The following is a 20,633-nucleotide window of genomic DNA, read 5'->3' on the forward strand; positions in this document are numbered from 1 at the left end:
CTATGTAAAACTACAACTTTTTTCAATAGATATTCCCGGAGACCTAAAAATTTATGAAAAATATAGACAACAGTTGACCCACCTCAGGCAACCGACCTTATTTCTTTAACCGGGATCTACATCACAAATCATACGGAATCCGCTAAATCCTTTTCCTTTTTGCAAGCCAGCCAGCTCTTGTTTTAAAAAAGCCTTTACTTTAGAAAAAGAAGCCCCCTGTTCAATTTTTATAATAATCTGTAAACGATACATTCCTCCGATTCGTCCTACTTCCGGGACAGCCGGTCCGCACACTCTTTTTCCCAACTGCTCCCTGAGCCGGGAAGCCAATTGATTGGCCATACTCCGCAAAGCGACAACTTCTTTGTGACGGATCTCCACCGAAATCAGACGACAAAAAGGAGGGTAGGCAAAATTTTGCCGCTCTTCTGCCAGTTCTGCATAAAATGTGGCATAGTCCTGCCTGAATAACAGCTTGTAAATCCGATTCTGCAGATCGGCTGTCTGTATGACCACCAGCCCTCTCTGTCCTTTCCGGCCACTCCGCCCGCTAACCTGCATCAACATTTCATAGGCCCGCTCTTCTGCCCGGAAATCCGGGAAATTGACCATGCTATCGGCATCCATCACCCCCACTAACTTCACGTTTTCAAAATCCAAACCTTTGGACACCATCTGAGTCCCCACCAACACCTGGGTCTTCCCCTGTTCAAAATCATCAATAACCGATTGGTACTTGGCTCTGCTATTCATAGCCTCCATATCCATACGAGCCACCCGTACCCCCGGAAACAAACGAACCACTTCTTCTTCAATTTTCTCTGTTCCCGGAGTACGTAACCGATAATGTCCTTTTCCGCATTCTCCACAAAGCTCTTCCGGCTTTTTAATACTTCCGCAATACCGACAACTCAAAATATCCCTTTGTTTGTAATATGTCATACTCACGTCACAATGGTCGCATTTTAAAGTGGCTCCGCAAGCATCACACTGCATATAAGCTGAATATCCCCTCCTGTTCTGAAATAAAATCACCTGTTTTCCTTCTTCCAATACCTGTTTCATCTCCCGGTACAAAAGCGGAGAAAAGGACCCTTTCATTTGCTTCTTCCGCCGGTATTCCGCCACATCAGCAAATTGTATTTCAGGCATTAATATATCCCCATAACGGGAGGTAAGGCTTACATAACCGTATTTCCCGTTCTTTATATTGTAATACGTTTCAAAAGAAGGGGTAGCAGATCCCAGCAACACCTTAGCCCGGTGCATTTTAGCCAGCATAATGGCAGCATCCCTGCCCTGGTAACGGGGCGAAGGCTCTTTTTGCTTATAGGAACTGTCGTGTTCCTCATCTACAATAATCAAACCTAATTTCTGAAAAGGCAGGAAAACAGAAGAACGTACTCCCAAAACAACCGGATAAGGATCCGTACTACATTGTTTTTTCCATAATTCTGCTCTCACCTGATCGGGCATACCGGAATGGTAAATTCCAATGGTATCTCCGAATACCCGTCTCAGGCGCTTAATGATCTGCACCGTCAGGGCAATTTCCGGAAGCATATACAATACCTGTTTCCCCCGAGCAATATATTCACGTATCAAATGAATATATATCTCCGTTTTACCGGAAGAAGTAACCCCTTGCAGTAAGACACATTCTTTTACCCGGAAATGATACTGTATTTGCTGGAATGCTTGCTGCTGAATTACCGATAAAGCATGACAAACCTGCTCTTGCACAGGAACAACATCCAGTCGGCTGACAACCCGTTCCTCCTGCGCTAATATGTTTTTATCACACAAAGCCTTTAATATAGCCGCAGAACCACCCCCTTCCGTCAGAAAACGATGTTTTTCCATTTCCTCCTCTCCCGTTTCTATCCATTTGCATAGCATTTGATATTGAACAGGAGCCCGCTTTAAACGGTCTAACACCCTGTTTAATTCCGCCTCATTAAAATTCCTCGCCCATTTAATCCATTTTTCTGTTTTCTCTTTAAATGCCTCATCTATAGTTTCTCTCACCTGAAGGTATCCCTTATTCAGCAAAGATTTAACCAATCTCCACCCATTTCTGATTTTTAAATATTTCTCTGCCTCCCGGAGAGCAGTGTATTCCCCTTTTCTTAAAAAACGAACGAAAGCCTGTTCATTTTCTGTCAGGTCCGTAAAATCTATATCCTCTTCCGTTAAGGTAATATCGGTAAAACTCTCCAAACGGAAAATAATAGGTAAGGCCGCCCTCAGCACGTCACCGGGTAAAGCCATGTAATATGCAGCAACCCACTCTAAAAAACGCAAATGAAGAGCTGAAAAAGAAATGTCTTCTTCCGCCAAATCCTCCAAAACCTTCGCCTCATAACCGAGCGGTTTTTCCGAATGTACCCGGCACACTAAACCCGTATATTTCTTATTCCCCACAAAAGGCACAATCACAAGCACCCCCTCCCTGATCTTCTCTTCTAAAATTTCAGGCACAACATAAGTAAATACCCCCTCAACCGCTAAAGGTATAATAACATCGACAAACTTCACAATTATTTCTTTTGATTTTTCTTTCAAGATAATGTAAACCGCTTCCTGTATCCCATTTATTCAAATACAATTGAAATGCAGCTTATTCTCTGTAAAAATAAGATTTTTTTCTGACATATAAAAGGAAAGAATTTCGATAAACGCTTTTCTTCCCGTCACACCCCAATGCGCAAGAACCGGCTTAAACAGGGTTTACGGGTACAAAAACAGCCTGAAAGGCCAAAATATTTTCTTCTGATCCGATATACAGAAATTATTTCAGTTCACTTCAGGCTGCCTCTTCCGTCAATAGGTATATCACCTATCGGTTAGACAGAATCTTAACTAAATTCAATAATTCCGGATTTAATCCTTTTGAATTCTTTATCGTTTTATTAAACGGAACGTGTACGATTTCTTTGTTCATAATTCCTACCATGATACTCTTCTGATCGTCCATCAAAGCATCCACAGCAGCTACCCCCAACTGACTGGCTAACACCCGGTCGAAAGCAGAAGGGGAACCTCCTCTTTGCATATGTCCCAATACCGATACCCGAATATCATATTCCGGATGAGCCTCTCCCACTTTCTGGGCCACATTATAAGCTCCTCCGGCTTTGTCTCCTTCCGCTACGATCACAATTCCACTGGACTGTTTCGGGTCATAGTCTTTCTCCAGAAAATGTTCCAGATCGGTGATATCGGTATCTATTTCCGGCACTAATACAGCTTCCGCACCGGTAGCAATAGCCACCCGCAAAGCAATAAAACCAGCATCCCGTCCCATTACTTCCACAAAGAAAAGCCGATTGTGAGCACTGGCTGTATCTTTAATTTTGTCCACCGCTTCTACTGCTGTATTCACGGCCGTATCGTATCCGATCGTAGAATCTGTTCCGTATAAATCATTATCTATAGTGCCCGGAATACCCACTACCGGAATATCGTGTTCCTGTATCAATAAACGAGCTCCTGAAAAAGAACCGTCCCCACCGATCACCACCAAGGCATCGATCTTATGCTCGGCTAATTTTGCAGCAGCTTTTGCTCTTCCCTCTTCTGTCCTGAATTCCGTACTACGAGCCGATTTCAGAATAGTTCCACCCCTTTGGATAATATTGCTTACATCCTGAGATCTCAGACGTTTGATATCTCCGTTAATCAATCCCTGATACCCTCCGTAAATACCATAGGCTTCACAACCATAAAAAATGGCTGATCTAACCACTGCACGAATAGCAGCATTCATTCCCGGAGCATCTCCTCCTGATGTAAGTACTCCAATTCTTTTAATTTTTCCCATAATATAAAATTTATTGCTTTTCCTATATAGTATAAATATCTTTCCGATCTTTTATCAATCTTTATTTTTCTAAAATCCGATCCCGGATTTCTTCGGTCACCCATAAAGGGGTCGAAGTAGCTCCGCTGATGCCTACACTATTTACCCCTTCAAACATTTCAGCCGACAATTCTTCCGCACTTTCGACAAAATAAGTTCTGGGATTTACTTCTTTACATACCGTATATAATTGTTTCCCATTGGAACTTTTTTTTCCGCTTACAAAAATAATAACATCGTGCATCCTTGCAAAATCCCTCAATTGAGGAATACGATTGGCCACTTTACGACAAATTGTATCATATACCGTCACCCGCTTTCCTCCCCTCTGACGTATCAAAGCCGAAATCGCCCGAAACCCGTCCAGGCTTTTCGTCGTCTGGGAAAAAACCACCACCGGCTTTGTAAAATCGATCTGTCTTAAATCGTCTTCGTTCTCCACGACCAACGCTTCTCCACAGGTCTGCCCCACTAAGCCAATGACCTCGGCATGCCCGCGCTTTCCATAAATGACAATCTGTCCTCCCTCTCCTCTTATCGCCTCATACGCCTCCCGGATCCGACGCTGTAAATTCAAAACGACGGGACAAGAAGCATCTACGACTTCCACCCCATTTTTCCGTGCTATTTCATAAGAAGAAGGAGGTTCTCCGTGAGCCCGGAAAAGTACCCGGCAATTCTTCAATTCCGTGAATTCTTTATGCTCTATGGTCTCTAATCCCTTCTTTTGCAAACGCTCCATCTCCAGATTATTGTGCACGATGTCTCCGATACAATACAGCTTCCCCCGCTGAAGTTCTTCTTCCGCCTTACGGATGGCATTCACAACTCCCGTGCAAAAACCCGATTTTTTATCAATTTCAACCTGCATATCAATCAATACGGATAGGAACAGTTTACCCTCTGTCTACCCTCTCCTTTTTTCCTCTATTTTCTCCAGCATAACCTGAACTTCCTCCTCTATAGTCATCTCACTGTTATCAATCAACAACGCATCCGCTGTTTTCACCAAAGGCCCCTCGGCACGGTGCTCATCTAGATAGTCCCGCTTTCTCACATTTTCCTCCACTTCCGCATACTCCACTTTTTCTCCCTTTTCCAAAAGCTCTTTGTATCTACGCATAGCCCTTACCTCCGGAGAAGCCGTCATAAAAAATTTCACGTCTGCATGTGGAAACACTACGCTACCGATATCCCGCCCATCCATGACGATTCCCCCCGCTTTACCCATTTCCCTTTGCTGCTCTACTAAAAATTTGCGGACAAAACCGATACGGGCAATCAAACTGACCTTACCCGATACTTCCATCGTCCGGATTTGTTCCTCTATATACTCCCCGTTCAAATAAGTCTCATAACGTCTGTCTGCCGGATTATAACGGAAATCGATATGTATTTCCGAAAGACAATTTTTTAATTTTTCCTCTTCCACTTTTTCCCCCACAATGAAACCTTTTCTAAGGGCTTCAAGCGTAACGGCTCTATACATAGCCCCCGTATCGATATAAGTATACCCTAAACGTGAAGCCAGTAATTTAGCGACAGTGCTTTTCCCCGTTGACGAATGTCCGTCTACCGCAATAATCAGAGTTTTACATTTTTCCATAGCTTTGCAAAGATATAATATTTTTAATTAACTCGTTTCACTCCATTTAGGAATAGAATTAAATTTTATGCAAACGTTTTTCAAAAAATTTATACCCTTTTTCAAAAATATTCCGGAATGAGCTAAAAGTTTATTTCCCGTTTCAGGATTAAAATGTTAAATTCGCAACCACAGTGAATCATTTCCGTTTATCTAAAACATTACCTAATATGAATAAAAAAATTTATATGGCAGCCTTTCTATTGATGAGTGTATCTTGCAGCAAACAGGAAAAAAATCCCTTGCTGGAAGATTTTAACACTCCCCACGCAACACCCCCTTTCGAACAGATTCAGACAAAAGATTACCTTCCGGCTTTCGATCAGGCTATCGCAGCAGCCCAGCAAGAAATCCAGAGCCTCGCAAACTCTTCAGACGAACCCGATTTTGAAAATACAATCGTAGCCCTGGATGCCGCCGGCGAAAAATTAAATACCATCAGCGCTATCTTTTTTAACCTCAATTCGGCCCATACAAATGCTGAAATGCAAAAAATAGCCCAAGAAGTTTCCCCTAAATTGACGGAATTCGGAAACAGTATTTATATGAATCCCCAACTCTTCAAGCGGGTAAAATATGTATACGATAAGCGGGAACAACTTTCCCTACTGCCAGAACAATCCACCCTTTTAGATAAAACCTGGAAATCTTTCGTAAACGGAGGAGCAAACTTAGAAGGTGAGGCCAAGGAAAGGTTCAAGGAAATCAGCATAGAACTTTCCAAACTAAGTCTCCAGTTTGAAGAGAACGTATTGGCAGAAACCAACGACTTCGAACTTCACCTTACTGCAGAAGAAGATCTGTCCGGTTTACCGGAAGGAGTTCGGGAAGCCGCCGCTCTGAGCGCTAAAGAAAATGGAAAAACAGGCTGGATTTTTACGCTGCACGCTCCCAGTTACGGTCCCTTTATGAAATATGCCGACAACCGGGAATTACGGGAGAAAATGTATCGTGCATATAATTCCCGGGGTAACCACGACAATGCACACAATAATAGTGAAATTATCCGGCAGATAACCGCTCTCCGTTTAGAAAAAGCTAAGATTATGGGGTATGAAACATTTGCCGACTATGTACTTACCAACCGAATGGCCGAATCTCCGGCAGAAGTAAACGATTTTCTCGCCCAACTGCTCCAAGCTTCCCACCCCTTTGCCCTGCAAGAGAAAAAAGAAGTGGAAGATTTTGCCCGCTCCCTGGGTTTTAAAGAGGAACTCCAACGCTGGGACTGGAGCTATTATTCCAATAAACTGAAACAGGAAAAGTATGCCCTGGACGACGAAATGCTCAAACCTTATTTTAAATTAGAAAATGTCCAAAAAGGTATTTTTGACTTGGCACATACCCTCTACGGACTGCAATTTAAAGAAGTAAATAATATTCCGAAGTATCATCCCGATGTCAAAACATTCGAAGTGTACGACCGGGACAATTCGTTTCTGGCCGTTTTATATGTCGACTTTTTCCCTCGTCCCAGCAAAAGCGGAGGAGCTTGGATGACCGAATACCAAACCCAACACATCCGGAACGGAGAAGACATACGCCCACAAGTCTCCCTCGTCATGAATTTCACCCGGCCGACAGAAAATAAACCTTCTTTGCTTTCCTTCGATGAAGTGACAACTTTTTTGCACGAATTCGGACATTCCCTGCACGGCATGTTGTCGCAAAACACCTATAATGCCACTGCCGGTACAAGCGTATACAGGGACTTCGTAGAACTTCCCTCCCAGATTATGGAAAATTGGGCACTGGAAAAAGAATGGCTGGATACATGGGCTGTGCATTACCAAACCGGAGAAAAGATTCCGGCTGAATATATTGAAAAAATACGCCGGGCCGCTAATTTCCAAAGCGGATATCTGAGCGACCGCCAGCTGAGTTTCGGCATCATCGATATGGACTGGCATAGTATTACTCACCCCCTGAAAGATTCCATTGTGGACTTTGAAAGAAAAGCTATGCAACCCACCGAAATTTTTCCCGCAGTAGAAGGAACTTGTTTCTCCACGGCTTTCGGACATATTTTCGGAGGCGGATACGCTGCCGGATATTACAGTTATAAATGGGCAGAAGTATTGGATGCCGACGCCTTCTCGGCTTTTCAGGAAAATGGGATTTTCGATCCGGTCACAGCCGAATCTTTCCGAAAAAATATACTCGAAAAAGGAGGTTCAGAACATCCTATGACGCTCTACGTTCGCTTCCGCGGCCATAAACCGACGATAGACGCCTTGCTCAAAAGAAGCGGGTTAAGATAGAAAATAGATTCAACGATAACCCGCTCCGTTCGTTTAAATCCAGCATTCCGGTTCCCGCCGGGTGCTGAATTTTTCAAACAACATAGCCGTATAAGGCGTATCAAAAACCCGGGCTTCTAGCGGACATTCTTTGACACAAGCACAACATTTAATACAACGTTCCGCCAGACTACGCGGGATATCTCCTTCTATGGCTGCAGTAGGACACACTTTTGCACAAATTCCGCAACGGATACAAAGTTCCTCCCGGGTAATCGGAGCAATAAGCGTTTTCGTCCCTTTTTCTTTATAAGGGAAATGTCCCGGTATTTTCAATTCCCCGGCCTCCTCCAAACTTACCAGCCTTTCTAACTTTTTCTTTACCTTCTTTCCAAACGCCAACGCCTCCGCTTTATCCTCAGTATCGGGGCGTCCAGCAGCAATAGGCATCCCCCTCCGGCTATAAGAATGCTCCCCGATAAAAGCAGCCCCTGCCACCGATACAAATCCCCTTTCTTTCATAAAATCGGATAATTCCAAAAGCGCATCTTCATAATCGCGGTTTCCATATACGACAACTGATACAACAGCAGCATTCTCCCCCCGGATTTGCCCCAATCGCTCCAAAGCAGTCTCCGCTACCCGCCCACCATACACCGGTACTCCAACGATCACCAAAGCCTCTTTTATCACCCTTTCTCTCTCCTGAGCCGGAAAGGTTAAATCGATCTCTTCCCATGCTCCTGCTTCATAGCCTTTCACTATCGCCTCTACCACTTTCTTGGAAGTGTGGGTGGGCGAAAAATAAATCCCATATATTTTCCGGTATTCCATCTTCAATTCAATTTATTAGAATGAAATTACAAACAAAGGTAAATAAAAAACGATAAAATTTGTAAATTTGTCGTTTATTACATCATCCGAAACAACAATATGCATAAAAGAGCCGGTTTTAAACTGCTGTTATCCTATTCTGTTCCGGCTGCAATCAGTATGATGGTAGCTGCTTTCTGTAATATCTCAGACAGATGGTTTATCGGCGAAAGCGAAGGTATTACGGCATTGGCGGGGCTATCGTTGACCTTACCACTAATGGTGCTCCTCACAGCAATCGGTTCTATTGTAGGAACGGGAGGCGCTATTTTAATAGGCAGATGCCTCCGAAGGAAAGAGATACCTATTGCCGAAAAAATACTGGGAAATACTTTTTCCCTTACGTTTTTGATTTCTTTACTGATCATTTTTATACTATCCGGTTTTCAAAAAGAAATTATTCTCTTGTTCGGTGGCCGTACAGAAACTCTGCCCTATGCGGTCCGCTACCTGAATATCATTATTCCGGGTAGCATTTTTCTAAACCTGACGGCCGGTCTTACCAATTGTATGCGAGTTTGCGGATTTGCCCGCAAAGCAGCCTGGATCGTTTTTCTGGGTATAATTCTGAATGTGGTATCGGATTATTATTTTATCTCTGTACTGGGGATGGGCATAGAAGGAGGTGCAATAGCTACCGTTCTCTCTATGGGAACTTGCGCCTTATTGATCTGTTTCCACTTTCTTAGCCCGGACAGTCCGGTCGTTTTACGAAAAACATACTTCAAACCCCAGGCACGGCAAACCCTCAAGATTATACTTACAGGCATGACTCCTTTCTTTATGAATCTGACAATCTGCACCGTAAGTATCATTATGAATAATTATTTGGTCGTACACGGCGGCACCATAGCAATCGGGGCTTATGGAATTATCAGCAGTTATACGATATTGATCATGATAACGATTTCCGGCATCTGCCAGGGAATGCAAATCCTGATCCACAATCATTCGGGAATTGCTAAAGTCCGGTTATTCCGGCTTGCCGTCTATGCAGGAGCCGGAATCAGTTGTACCGGTTTTATTCTTGGAGAATTCTTTACCGGGCATTTCATTTCCCCGTTTACTTCACACCCGGAACTGACCCGTATCACCCAAACCGGCCTGCGCATCGTATTCTGTACCCTGCCCATTCTCGGTTTTCAACTAATCGTCGCCAGTTTTTTCCAATCCATTGACAAAACCCGCAAGGCCCTGTTCATCAATATGTCCCGTCAATTTATTTTTCTCATTCCTTCTCTTTTTGTTTTCTCCGGATTATGGGGAATAAACGGGATCTGGATAGCTGTCCCTTTTTCCGACCTTCTTTCCACCTTTATCACTACTTTATTCATAAAACGGGAAAAAACTCATTTTAGCACAGTGGAAGCCCTCCAGAATTCTTAAATTTCTTTTTTCTTTCCAATTGCATAATGGAAGGAATAAAGAAAGACAATATTCCTAAACCCAAAATTAAAATTCCTCCCCATACGAAAGAACGGCTTATCCCTATGCTATCCGCTATAAAACCGGTAGCCAGTAACCCCAGCATAGACGGTAAAAGACTCAGACTTCCAAAAAGGGAAAATACTCTTCCCAAAGCAGAAGAAGGAATATGTGTTTGTAAGAGGGCCGTAAAAGGACTACTGTAAAAAGGAGCCGATATCCCTCCTATAGCCGTCAAAATAACAAATACCATAAAATCTTGCGGCGGTAACAAACCTGAAAATAACATATAAAGTCCCAGCACCAGATAAGAAATATTGATCAGGATTACTTTCCGGATTTTTATTTTCCAAAGCCCTAAAATCAAGCCGCCGACTAACATCCCGCTCCCCCAGACAATTTCCACCAAGCTCATCTGGTAAGTATCCCCCCCAAAATGATTTACTGTCATTAAAGGAAAAAGGGTGGCTATCGGCATCAGGATAAAAGTAACCATAACCGATATCCCCATCAATTCTCCCAATCCTTTATGCCGCCTCACTTCCCGTATGCCCGCCTTCATCTCCCGCACTACACTCTTTTTATCCACTTGTTCCTTTACAACAGGATCAGGGATGGTCACAAATAATAAGGCTGTACAGGCAATTAACGCTCCCGCCACGTCCAAGAGCATGACCACAGTCATATTAAAAGAAGTGATAAATAACGCTCCCAAAGCCGGACCGGCAATACTGCAGACGGATTGTATCGCCTGGTTTACACCCGATATACGCATTAATTCTGTCTCTGGAGCCAATAAAGGAATAGCAGCTTGCATGGCCGGAGAGTGAAAAGCACTTCCTACACTCCGCAACGCCAATAGTAAATAAATATACCCCAATTCTGCCTTTCCGAAATAAAACAACAGCCCTAAAATCAACGAGCAAAAGGCAACGAACATATCCGCTGCGATCAAGGTACGCTTACGCTTCCAGCGGTCAACATACACACCTGCCAAAGGCCCTAATAATGCCTGAGGAAGCAAAGTCGCCATGACAGCCAAAGACAATACTTCCGCACTGCGCGTCTCCATACTAATCCAAAACACGACAGCATATCCAACAATCGCACTACTTAATATAGAAAACAATTGCCCCGTCCAAATGATAGCGAACTTTCTTTTCCAACTTTCCATAATTAAGTACTACATCAAAATTAATTATACATTTTATACCATCTAACGAACTGATATCAAGATATATTCAAAATAAGCCGGGGGACTTAAAAAATAATCTATTCAGGAGATACCGGCCGAATTATCCGTATATAAGTATCCCCCTTTGCATTTAAAAACAACACGAAAAATTTCTGGATGAGCAAGGGAAGAGGTACTGAAGTCTCCTCCCTTCAATATAAATAAAATCCCCTCTTTCCGGGAAAATATTTGTTTTCGGGAAGTATTACTTTATTATCCTCATCGTTCAGTCGGGTTTGGAAAGCAAAATTATAAAAATCCCAGAGATTTCCTATATTAAAAAAACAGATAGAAAATAGTTCCCCCGTAAAATCCCAAAAAATGAGAATACAATCTGTTATACTAATCGGGATAAAAACACATAAAAACCAGTGAATAGACTTTTTATCTATTCACTGATTTTCACCGATCCCTCCTTTCAATCTCTATTTGAAAATCTTTATTCGTTCTTCTACGGGATGCATATCTTTTTTACCGGGAGCTGTAAGTGGGGTTCCAAAAGGCATTTGGGCAATGAGCCGCCAATGTTCCGGAAGCCTCCACTCTGCCTGAACTGCCAAGTCTATTAAAGGATTGTAATGTTGCAAAGAAGCCCCGAATCCGGCATTTTCCAGCATAGTCCATACGACAAGCTGATGCATAGCCGACGTATGTTCAGACCATTCCGGAAATTTATCCTGATACAAGGGAAAAGCTTTTTGTAAACTTTCCACAATTGTTTGATCTTCATAGAAAAGTACGGTTCCGTAGCCGGCCAAAAAAGATTTGTCGACTTTCGCTTCGGTTGCTTCATAAGCAGCCTCCGATATGATTTTTTTAAGTGTTTCCTTCACCAGCTTCCATAATTTCCGGTGATGTTCTCCCAACAACAAAACCAAACGGGTCGATTGCGAATTAAAAGCCGAAGGCGTATGGGCAACTGCAAAACGCATAATCTCTTCAATTTGTTCGTCTGAAATAGGCGACTGACTGTCGAGAGCATAATAGCTTCTCCTGTGTTTCAAGGCCTCTTTTAAATTTCTTTCCATATCATTTTTACTTTAAGCTGTCCGTTTCCGCCTTTCTTCGGGCTTTACGAACGTTTTACATCTAACAAAGATATCCTAATATACGTCTTTTTTTTTAAGAAGTAAACAAAATGCCCCCGGGGAGGGGAAAGAGGCTATAAATCAATTCCCTTATTCAGGTAATAGACTTTTTTCATAGACTTGACAAGCGTCCAAATTCTCTTCAGCAGGCCTAGGCCCAGCTCGTCAACTGTCTATTACCCCTATTTACCCCTTTCTTTAACGTAGCATAGGCCGGATAGTGATTTTTCGTGAAGATGACGGCTGACAGATGTTCTTAAATCTTCTAAGACTGGAAAGCTTTGAATCTTTTCAAGAATTATATTATTACTATTTAAAGAATAATCCTATACATCCGATTGTAAAAAGCGATAGACTTAAATTCTAGTATCAGAAAAAAGCAATTTGCCCGCATAAGGGGAATAGGATCCGACGTTTATAAAAGACACCTTCCTTCGTTCCCGAAAAATTAATATCTTTGCCGTTCGTAAAAAACAAGAATGATGAACCCGATTTTTATTGTATTGCCCATTCTGACTTTACTGATGTTTGAACTCGGCCTGGAACTCAATATTCGGGATTTTACCTTATTCCGTTATCGTCCCCGTCCGGTAATAGCCGGACTCATCGGACAAATTATTCTTTTGCCTCTTTTAGCCATTTTATTAGGTTCTCTATTTCACCTGGATGCCCTCTTTTTTATCGGACTCCTTCTCATTGCTTGTTCGCCCGGCGGTAGTTCTTCCAATATTTTTTCTATGCTGGCACAAGGTGATGTAGCTCTTTCTGTCAGTCTCACAGCCCTCAGCAGCGTTATCACGCTCTTTACCATTCCCTTGATTCTCGGCTGGGCGACACAAATGACAGGCAGTCATACGGGTACTTTTATACAATTACCTATCGGAGCATTGGTGATGCAGAACCTGATCCTGACTTTACTTCCCATAGGTTTAGGCCTCTTATTTAAAGCTAAATTCCCGGAAAAAGCAGAAAAAATAAAGCGGAAATTGCATCAGATTTCTTTTCCGGCTCTTTTATTGTTGGCAGGTGTATTTTTTATTCAGCATTATAAAACGATCGCTGCTCATATCGGCCAACTAGGAATCTGCATTATCCTGTTAATCGCCTTAGCGATGTTTTCCGGCATCCTTCTTTCCCGCCTCATGCATCTACAAAGACGGGAAAAACGAACCATCGTCATCGAAATCGGAATGCAAAATGCAGCCCAAGGAATAGCCATTGCCAGCAGTCCATTGATTTTCAACAACAGTACTATCGCTATCCCTTCTATTTTATATGCACTCTTTATGAACCTGATTCTGCTCACTTATATCAAAACGGTAAAGAAATAAAGACCGCCTCCCTCACGGACATTGTTTTATCTACTCTTCTTCCAGGTAACCGAATTTTCCACTACTCCAGTCTTCATAAGCCTGAACGATCTCCTCTTTGGTATTCATCAAAAAAGGACCATAGGCCATAATCGGCTCCTGTATCGGTTCTCCGCTCAACAATAACAACAGGCAATCTTCCTGAGCTTCCAGTGCAATTTCTTCACCGATATTCCGGAAAAGCACAAACCGATCGGTCTCTGCCCTTTCCTCTCCATTCACTTTGACTTCTCCTTCCAGGACAAGTAATCCCGTGTTGTAATTTTCCGGCAGACTGAATACAAGGGATGCGCCGGAACGAAGACGAAAGTTATACATTTCAATCGGAGTAAAGGTGCGGGCAATTCCTTTCACTCCCTTAAACTCTCCTGCAATCACTTCCACCTGCCCCTGCCCTTCCGGCAAGCTGTAAACGGGTATCCGGGCGTGAGAAATGCTCTGGTAATACGGCGGGCTCATTTTATCTTTTGCCGGTAAATTAATCCAAAGTTGTACGATATGGAAAGTACCGCCTTGGCGACTGAACTTTTTTTCATGGTATTCTTTATGCAATACTCCTGCTCCGGCTGTCATCCACTGTATATCTCCTGCTCCGATCACGCCGCTGTGTCCATAACTATCGTGATGAGCTACCTTGCCCTGATAAACCAGAGTTACCGTCTCAAATCCCCGGTGCGGATGTACTCCGACTCCCCGGGGATCTTTGCGGGGACTAAATTCCATTTTAGCATTATAATCCAACAAGTAAAAAGGACTCATCCGATTGGGTGCCATACTATAACCAGAAGGGAAAAAATTATGGACCCGGAAACCATCTCCCACCATATGAGGAGGAGGAGGTAGTAATATCTGTTGTATTTCTTTCGCTTTCATTTGCTTCACTTTTTCAAATTAACGTCCCTCTCATTAAAAAGTTGGAGTTCTGAAAGAAATTTGTATAAATGTCGGAATATATAAGGGATTGAATGCAAAAATTAAATATCGAAGCAAAGGCAGGAAGATAGGGAGCGATATTCTATATAATTAAATATATAGGAATACCAGATTGTTAAAAAAACAATCCGGTAGATTTCAGCAAAGAAAATACAAGATTTACGACAAGAATAAGTCCGATTGACGGTCTCTTTGTCTCATTTCTACCGTTCATTCCCTACAGCCTCATAAAGGCGCTGTAATTCCGGTACAGAAAAAGAAGTAACCGGCTGAACCTGATCGTTTGCAATCTGCTTTAAGCGTTCTTTCAACTTACTAAGGGCAAACCGCAATATTTTGGTATGATCAAAGGCTAGAGAAGGTAATTCATCTATTCTGAACCAATCTGCATGAGCTGCGTCATCGGCAGCTTCAGGTTGATAATCCTGCAGCTTTACTAAAGTATAAAAGGCGACGGTAACTACCCTTCCCCGGGGATCCCGGTCGATCGCAGAAAAAGTACCAATCTGATCCATAAAAGCGGGGATAATACCGGTCTCCTCTCTCAATTCCCGGAAAGCGCAGGCTTCAATAGTCTCTTCTATTTCCATAAACCCACCCGGGAAAGCCCAATCCCCCTCAAAAGGTTCGTTTTTTCTCTGTATCAGTAATACATTTAAATCGGCACCATCAAAACCGAATACGACACTATCGGCTGTCAAAGCAGGGCGCGGATATTTATAACAATACTGTTTCTCTGTCATTTTCTCTTGTTTTACATTTGACCCTTTTTTTCTTCCTGAAGTAATTTCCGGTAGATAGACTCATCCTCTCTACCAAAACAAACCATTATCACTTTTTCAAAATCAGGATGTAAAACCAAAAAAGCTTCCACTTCCTTTAAAGCAATCCGGGCTGCAGCTTCTTTGGGATATCCGTACACTCCTGTACTGATACATGGAAAGGCAATCGTTTTTAATCCCCGTTCTACAGCTAAATGCAAACTATTCCGATAGCAAGCAGCCAATAGTTCCGGTTCCCCCCGCCTTCCGCTCCGATATACAGGTCCCACCGTATGAATTACATAAGAAGCAGGTAAACGATATCCTTTCGTTATTTTCGCTTCTCCTGTCTCACAACCGTGTAATTTCCGGCATTCTTCCAACAACTCGGGGCCTGCTGCCCGGTGAATAGCTCCATCTACCCCACCACCACCCAATAAGGTCTTGTTGGCAGCATTTACTATAGCATCCACTTTCAATGTCGTAATATCACCCTGAATAATTTCCAAACGTTTCATACTATTCTGCTTAAAATAATAAACTCGTTGTATTTCTACAAATATAAAAAACTCCTTTCAGGAAAACAACCGAAAACAATCTTCTTTTTGCGAAACAAAAAGAAAGCAGCTTTTCTCAAAGCCGCTTTCTTCCTTCAATTTACATCACGCTAAACTCCTCTATCCGACCTTTATTCCACCAACTCTACCTGGACAGCATCCACATACAACCCGATCCCCGACATAAGGGTAGGCGTATACGTACGGACTTCCAGCCTCAATTTATTAGCTGTTGCAGGGGACCGGAATATTTGGTTGCGGAATACGTCCATATACCCTTGCGTTTGATAATGATATTCTGAAGTGCGGATATCTTCTGAAGGCAAATTCGTAGTTCCCGACATCCAGGTGCACCACCAGCGCCATTTTACTTCTTCAGAAGGACTATTGGCGTATAGTTGAAATTGATAACAGGCATCCCCTCTTACCGGTATATCCTGATAAAGATAAGTCTTACCTTCCAGACACACAGCTTTTTTGCCTTCTAATACAGGAGAGCCAACTCGTATCGCCTGCCGGTCTGCTCCTCCCGTCCCTAAATTCCACCCCAGAGGCAGACCTTCCCATTTTCCCTCTTCGAAACTTCCGTTTCTCACTAAATTCACGCCGTTTCCTTTCCCTTTACAAGCCGCCGGAATATCGATATACCAATCTTTATCGGATATTACATTTTCATCCCAGCCTTTTATATTTACCTGAAAATCGGCAAAATCACCTTCCCCCGGACGTCCCAGAACAACCCTGATTTCAGTAATCCGATTAGCCAATAAAGCACTCAACTCATGCACAGAAGTCGTATAAGAAGTAGCCCCCATTTTATAAGAAAAAGAAAGTCCGCAATTTCCCCGGGCCGGGAATAAGAACAAGGAAGTCGTAGACACACCCTCCTGTGCGCGTTCCGCCCTTTTTACTACCGTCTGTACATTTTCGGTATATTCTCCCAATAAATTCATTTTTTCCGGAATAGAAGTGACGTGTAACATTAAATTATTCATTTCCGGAGGAACATTCTCAATAATAACCCTCAAACGGGCAACTTTTCTTTCCAGATCAAACACAACTTCCTCCTGTTTATCCTCCTGTATAGTAAAATCTGTTTGTCCCAATAGATAATCCTTCGTTTCACAATACCCTTCTTCCGCTTGCTTCAACCGAATAAAAATCTGTCCGGGAGTTTTCGTCTTACTATATTCCCGTACGGCTTTATCCTCCACATTGACCATACAAAAACCGGTATAAGTTCCGGACGGAAGCTCCAGATTAAAACGATCTCCCGAGGTTCCAACCAGATTACATTCATAAAAACCGGTCTCCCGAGTTTTTTCATCATACACAAATACCTGATAACCCGTTACAGGCGGCAACTGATTTATTCCATTCCCAGCCCGGACAAACACAGGAGTTCCTCTCCCTTCCTCGGTCCAGGGTTCCGGTTCATGCTGACAGCCCCAAGCTATCCACACAAAGATAACAATACCCCATTTCATATACTGAAAAATTTAAAATGTAAAACAGTGATATAAACAATCCTCCTGTCAACAGGAGTCTGGAAGGCAACAACACACGACGAAGTGCTTTATAAAATTAAAATAATTTCGGAAAAAAACAAGGGATAATAAATATTTCGTATAAAGTTCAATTTTTCATCACATTTGTTGATCTGAGATTTTACCTTCCGGAAATGCTTTATTTTTAACCGTTTGGAGGTATTTTACTGTAAATATGGCCTGTCCCCAAACAGTTTGCATCACCCCTCTGAGAAAAAGATATACCAGAAAAGCAAGCCAGAGGATATGATTATCTGTTCTTCCGGAAAATCCGTAATAAATAAAGAAAAATGCCATAGCGGCTACCGCCATAGCCCACAACATCTGACGGGTAGCCGTCGCTCCGATCAAAATCCCATCCCACAGGAAAGCAGCAAAACCGGCAAAAGGGATAGCCAACACCCAATAAAAATAATCCGCAGATGCCCGGATGACTTCTGCATCATTCGTCAACAGACTTAAAAAATTTTTTCCTCCTATTCCATAAAGCAAAGTAAAACAGGCTGATAAGCCAATTCCCCAACCGAATAAATAACGGACGGCTTGCCGGAGCTTAGGTAAATTACAGGCCCCCACATACCTTCCGGCCAACGCCTCTGCAGCATAAGCGAAACCATCCATGATATAAGAAAACAAGGTAAAGAGTTGCATCAATAAGGTATTGACAGCTAATATAATATTCCCTTGCCTTGCCCCACTGGAAGTAAAAAAGGTGGTAACCGCAATCAGACAAACCGTACGTAAAAAGATATCCCGGTTTACAGCAAAGAACCGTCGCATAGCTTTCCAATGAAGACTTCCCCGGATTCTTATCCAGGGTCTGAGAGCCTTATAGTGTTTCTTCCACAACAAAAGAGCCATCAACAAACCCGAATACTCCGCCACAACAGTGCCCAAAGCAACCCCTTCTACTTTCATCCCCAACCCGAACACAAAACAAAGGCTGCCAAGGATGTTGATAATATTTACAGCAATAGCAATATACATGGGGAAACGGGAATTCTGCATGCCGATAAACCACCCTTTAAACCCGTACATGGTCAGTACGGCCGGTGCTCCCCATACACACACCCGAAAATAAGTAAGGGCATATTGTTCCACTTCCGGACTGGTATCCAACAAATAAAACGCCAAACGCTCTACAGGATATTGTAAAATCAATATAGACAAAGCCGATACCAATCCCACGCTAACGGCCTGTATCAATACCCGCATTTCGCCGGCAGCGTCTTTTCTTCCATAAGCCTGGGAAGTCAATCCACTGGTTCCCATTCTCAAAAAACCGAAATTCCAATATAAAATAGTAAAGAGCAAACCTCCCACTGCAATCGCTCCAATATAAGCTGTCTCTCCCAAATGCCCGACAATTGTCACATCCACTAATCCCAATAAAGGAACCGTAATATTGGATACGATGGAAGGTAAAGCTAAACGTAATATCTTGCGATTCATCTCCGGAATTTTCGGCAAAGATACGGAATCTCCCTAAAAGGGAAAACGGAATAAACATTCTCTTCCGAAGAAACCTATTCCTTTCTTTTATAAACTCAAGATATTTTACCGACCATACGGGCAGGATCCACCCAACGGTCAAATTCCTCCGCTGAGACATATCCCAACTCCAGGGCTGCTTCCTTCAGTGTCTTGTTTTCCAAATAAGCTTTCCGGGCGATGGCAGCAGCTTTATAATAACCGATATGGGAATTCAAAGCCGTCACCAACATCAGGGAATCGCCCAAATGTTTACGGATTGTATCGTATACGGGTACTATTCCTACTGCACAGCGATCATTAAAATTCATACATCCTTCCCCAATCAAACGGGCACTGTGCAGAAAATTGTAAATAATAACAGGTTTAAACACATTCAGCTCAAAATGCCCGGTAGCTCCACCCACATTAATGGTTACATCATTTCCCAATACTTGGGCAGCTATCATTGTCAGGGCTTCACATTGGGTAGGGTTTACTTTCCCAGGCATAATCGAAGAGCCCGGTTCATTTTCAGGGATCCGGATTTCGCCAATTCCAGCTCGAGGTCCCGAAGTAAGCATCCGAATATCATTTGCAATTTTCATCAAACTTACAGCAACTGTTTTTAAAGCGCCATGCGTTTCTACCAGAGCATCCTGAGTAGCCAATGCTTCAAATTTATTGGGAGCCGATACAAAAGGCAAACCTGTCAATTCTGCGATTTTAGCAGCTACCTGTTCAGCATATTCAGGGGGAGTATTCAAGCCCGTTCCTACAGCTGTTCCCCCCAAAGCCAATTCCGCCAGATGGGGTAAGGTATGTTGTATGGCCTGTATGCCATGTTCCAACTGAGCGACATAGCCACTGAATTCCTGTCCTAAAGTAAGCGGAGTGGCATCCATAAAATGTGTCCGCCCGATCTTCACTATCGTTTTAAATTCTTCCCTTTTCTGGGCCAATGTAGCCCGAAGTCTCTCTAAGCCCGGCAATGTCTTTTCCAGTAACATTTTATACGCTGCAATGTGCATAGCCGTAGGGAAAGTATCATTGGAAGACTGCGATTTATTGACATCGTCATTTGCACTTAATATTTTATTCGTATCCGTCAATTTTCCACCCTTCAAGATATGTCCCCGGTTTGCAATAACTTCATTTACATTCATATTGGTCTGAGTACCGCTCCCCGTCTGCCATACCACTAAAGGAAACTGATCTTCCCATTTTCCAGAGAGTATTTCATCGCAAACCTGCACAATTAAATCTGTTTTTTCAGGAGATAGAACCCCGGCTTCCCGATTTGTCAAAGCCGCAGCCTTCTTCAACCAGGCAAAAGCCTGAATAATTTCTTTCGGCATCCGGTCCCGGTCGGCTGCAATGTTAAAATTCTCAATACTTCTCTGAGTTTGCGCCCCATAATAAGCTCCCTCGGGAACCTTTACTTCCCCCATTGTATCCCTTTCATTCCTATACTGCATAACTTTCATTTTTAATTCTTCCTCTTTTCTATAGAACGAAGGAAAAACAGAAAAGTTTTTAAAGTTTCAACACCTTCCGACCCTTCGCTTGAATCCTCCGCCTCCCTTTAAGGAGTAGCTCATTCATAACCATTTTATGGTACGTTTTTT

16 protein-coding genes are annotated in these 20,633 nt (G+C 42.8%); 3 read left to right on the forward strand and 13 right to left on the reverse strand.

Going from position 1 to position 20,633, the window contains the following annotated elements; genetic code table 11:
• Positions 1-105: 105 nt before the first annotated feature.
• The 4 genes from priA to cmk all read right to left on the reverse strand — a co-directional run bounded on the left by priA (position 106) and on the right by cmk (position 5,468).
• Positions 106-2,538, reverse strand: coding sequence for a replication restart helicase PriA (gene priA, locus HMPREF9449_RS06260; protein ID WP_009136404.1), 2,433 nt, complete (start codon positions 2,536-2,538; stop codon positions 106-108).
• A gap of 301 nt (positions 2,539-2,839) precedes the next feature.
• Positions 2,840-3,823, reverse strand: a complete 984-nt coding sequence (pfkA, locus tag HMPREF9449_RS06265) for a 6-phosphofructokinase (protein WP_009136405.1) — start codon at positions 3,821-3,823, stop codon at positions 2,840-2,842.
• A gap of 61 nt (positions 3,824-3,884) precedes the next feature.
• A complete protein-coding gene (locus HMPREF9449_RS06270; protein WP_009136406.1) occupies positions 3,885-4,733 on the reverse strand; it encodes a 4-hydroxy-3-methylbut-2-enyl diphosphate reductase in 849 nt (282 codons plus the stop codon).
• Positions 4,734-4,769: 36 nt separating this feature from the next.
• Positions 4,770-5,468 carry a (d)CMP kinase gene (cmk, locus tag HMPREF9449_RS06275; RefSeq protein ID WP_009136407.1) on the reverse strand — a complete coding sequence of 233 codons (699 nt, stop codon included), beginning with the start codon at positions 5,466-5,468 and terminating at the stop codon, positions 4,770-4,772.
• 209 nt (positions 5,469-5,677) lie between these two features.
• Here cmk and HMPREF9449_RS06280 point away from each other — a divergent pair, with 209 nt between their 5' ends.
• On the forward strand, positions 5,678-7,768 hold the full coding sequence (locus HMPREF9449_RS06280) for a M3 family metallopeptidase (RefSeq protein WP_009136408.1): 2,091 nt from the start codon (positions 5,678-5,680) through the stop codon (positions 7,766-7,768).
• A gap of 33 nt (positions 7,769-7,801) precedes the next feature.
• Here the strand turns inward: HMPREF9449_RS06280 and HMPREF9449_RS06285 are convergent, their stop codons facing one another.
• On the reverse strand, positions 7,802-8,581 hold the full coding sequence (locus tag HMPREF9449_RS06285; protein ID WP_009136409.1) for a 4Fe-4S binding protein: 780 nt from the start codon (positions 8,579-8,581) through the stop codon (positions 7,802-7,804).
• Between the two features lie 99 nt (positions 8,582-8,680).
• Here HMPREF9449_RS06285 and HMPREF9449_RS06290 point away from each other — a divergent pair, with 99 nt between their 5' ends.
• Positions 8,681-10,006, forward strand: coding sequence for an MATE family efflux transporter (locus HMPREF9449_RS06290; RefSeq protein WP_009136410.1), 1,326 nt, complete (start codon positions 8,681-8,683; stop codon positions 10,004-10,006).
• Here the strand turns inward: HMPREF9449_RS06290 and HMPREF9449_RS06295 are convergent.
• On the reverse strand, positions 9,975-11,219 hold the full coding sequence (locus tag HMPREF9449_RS06295; RefSeq protein ID WP_009136411.1) for an MFS transporter: 1,245 nt from the start codon (positions 11,217-11,219) through the stop codon (positions 9,975-9,977). The genes HMPREF9449_RS06290 and HMPREF9449_RS06295 overlap by 32 nt on opposite strands.
• Before the next feature lie 485 nt (positions 11,220-11,704).
• Positions 11,705-12,307, reverse strand: a complete 603-nt coding sequence (locus HMPREF9449_RS06300; protein WP_009136412.1) for a nitroreductase family protein — start codon at positions 12,305-12,307, stop codon at positions 11,705-11,707.
• 542 nt (positions 12,308-12,849) lie between these two features.
• Here HMPREF9449_RS06300 and HMPREF9449_RS06305 point away from each other — a divergent pair.
• Positions 12,850-13,698 carry a bile acid:sodium symporter family protein gene (locus HMPREF9449_RS06305; RefSeq protein WP_040611686.1) on the forward strand — a complete coding sequence of 283 codons (849 nt, stop codon included), beginning with the start codon at positions 12,850-12,852 and terminating at the stop codon, positions 13,696-13,698.
• 30 nt (positions 13,699-13,728) lie between these two features.
• Here the strand turns inward: HMPREF9449_RS06305 and HMPREF9449_RS06310 are convergent, their stop codons facing one another.
• From HMPREF9449_RS06310 to fumC, 6 genes are all read right to left on the reverse strand, one after another.
• Positions 13,729-14,610 (reverse strand): pirin family protein, encoded by an 882-nt coding sequence (locus tag HMPREF9449_RS06310; RefSeq protein WP_009136414.1) that lies wholly within the window; start codon positions 14,608-14,610, stop codon positions 13,729-13,731.
• A 263-nt stretch (positions 14,611-14,873) separates the two neighbouring features.
• Positions 14,874-15,413, reverse strand: a complete 540-nt coding sequence (locus HMPREF9449_RS06315; RefSeq protein WP_009136415.1) for an NUDIX domain-containing protein — start codon at positions 15,411-15,413, stop codon at positions 14,874-14,876.
• A gap of 11 nt (positions 15,414-15,424) precedes the next feature.
• The gene (locus HMPREF9449_RS06320) at positions 15,425-15,949 is read right to left on the reverse strand and encodes an O-acetyl-ADP-ribose deacetylase (RefSeq protein ID WP_009136416.1); all 525 of its coding nucleotides are present in this window, start codon (positions 15,947-15,949) and stop codon (positions 15,425-15,427) included.
• Positions 15,950-16,119: 170 nt separating this feature from the next.
• Positions 16,120-17,475: a FimB/Mfa2 family fimbrial subunit gene (locus tag HMPREF9449_RS06325; RefSeq protein WP_009136417.1), complete on the reverse strand. Its 1,356-nt coding sequence runs from the start codon at positions 17,473-17,475 to the stop codon at positions 16,120-16,122.
• Positions 17,476-17,634: 159 nt separating this feature from the next.
• Positions 17,635-18,987, reverse strand: coding sequence for an MATE family efflux transporter (locus HMPREF9449_RS06330; RefSeq protein ID WP_009136418.1), 1,353 nt, complete (start codon positions 18,985-18,987; stop codon positions 17,635-17,637).
• A 95-nt stretch (positions 18,988-19,082) separates the two neighbouring features.
• On the reverse strand, positions 19,083-20,483 hold the full coding sequence (gene fumC, locus HMPREF9449_RS06335) for a class II fumarate hydratase (RefSeq protein WP_009136419.1): 1,401 nt from the start codon (positions 20,481-20,483) through the stop codon (positions 19,083-19,085).
• Positions 20,484-20,633 lie beyond the last annotated feature (150 nt).

Source organism: Odoribacter laneus YIT 12061, assembly GCF_000243215.1.
Taxonomy (GTDB): domain Bacteria; phylum Bacteroidota; class Bacteroidia; order Bacteroidales; family Marinifilaceae; genus Culturomica; species Culturomica lanea.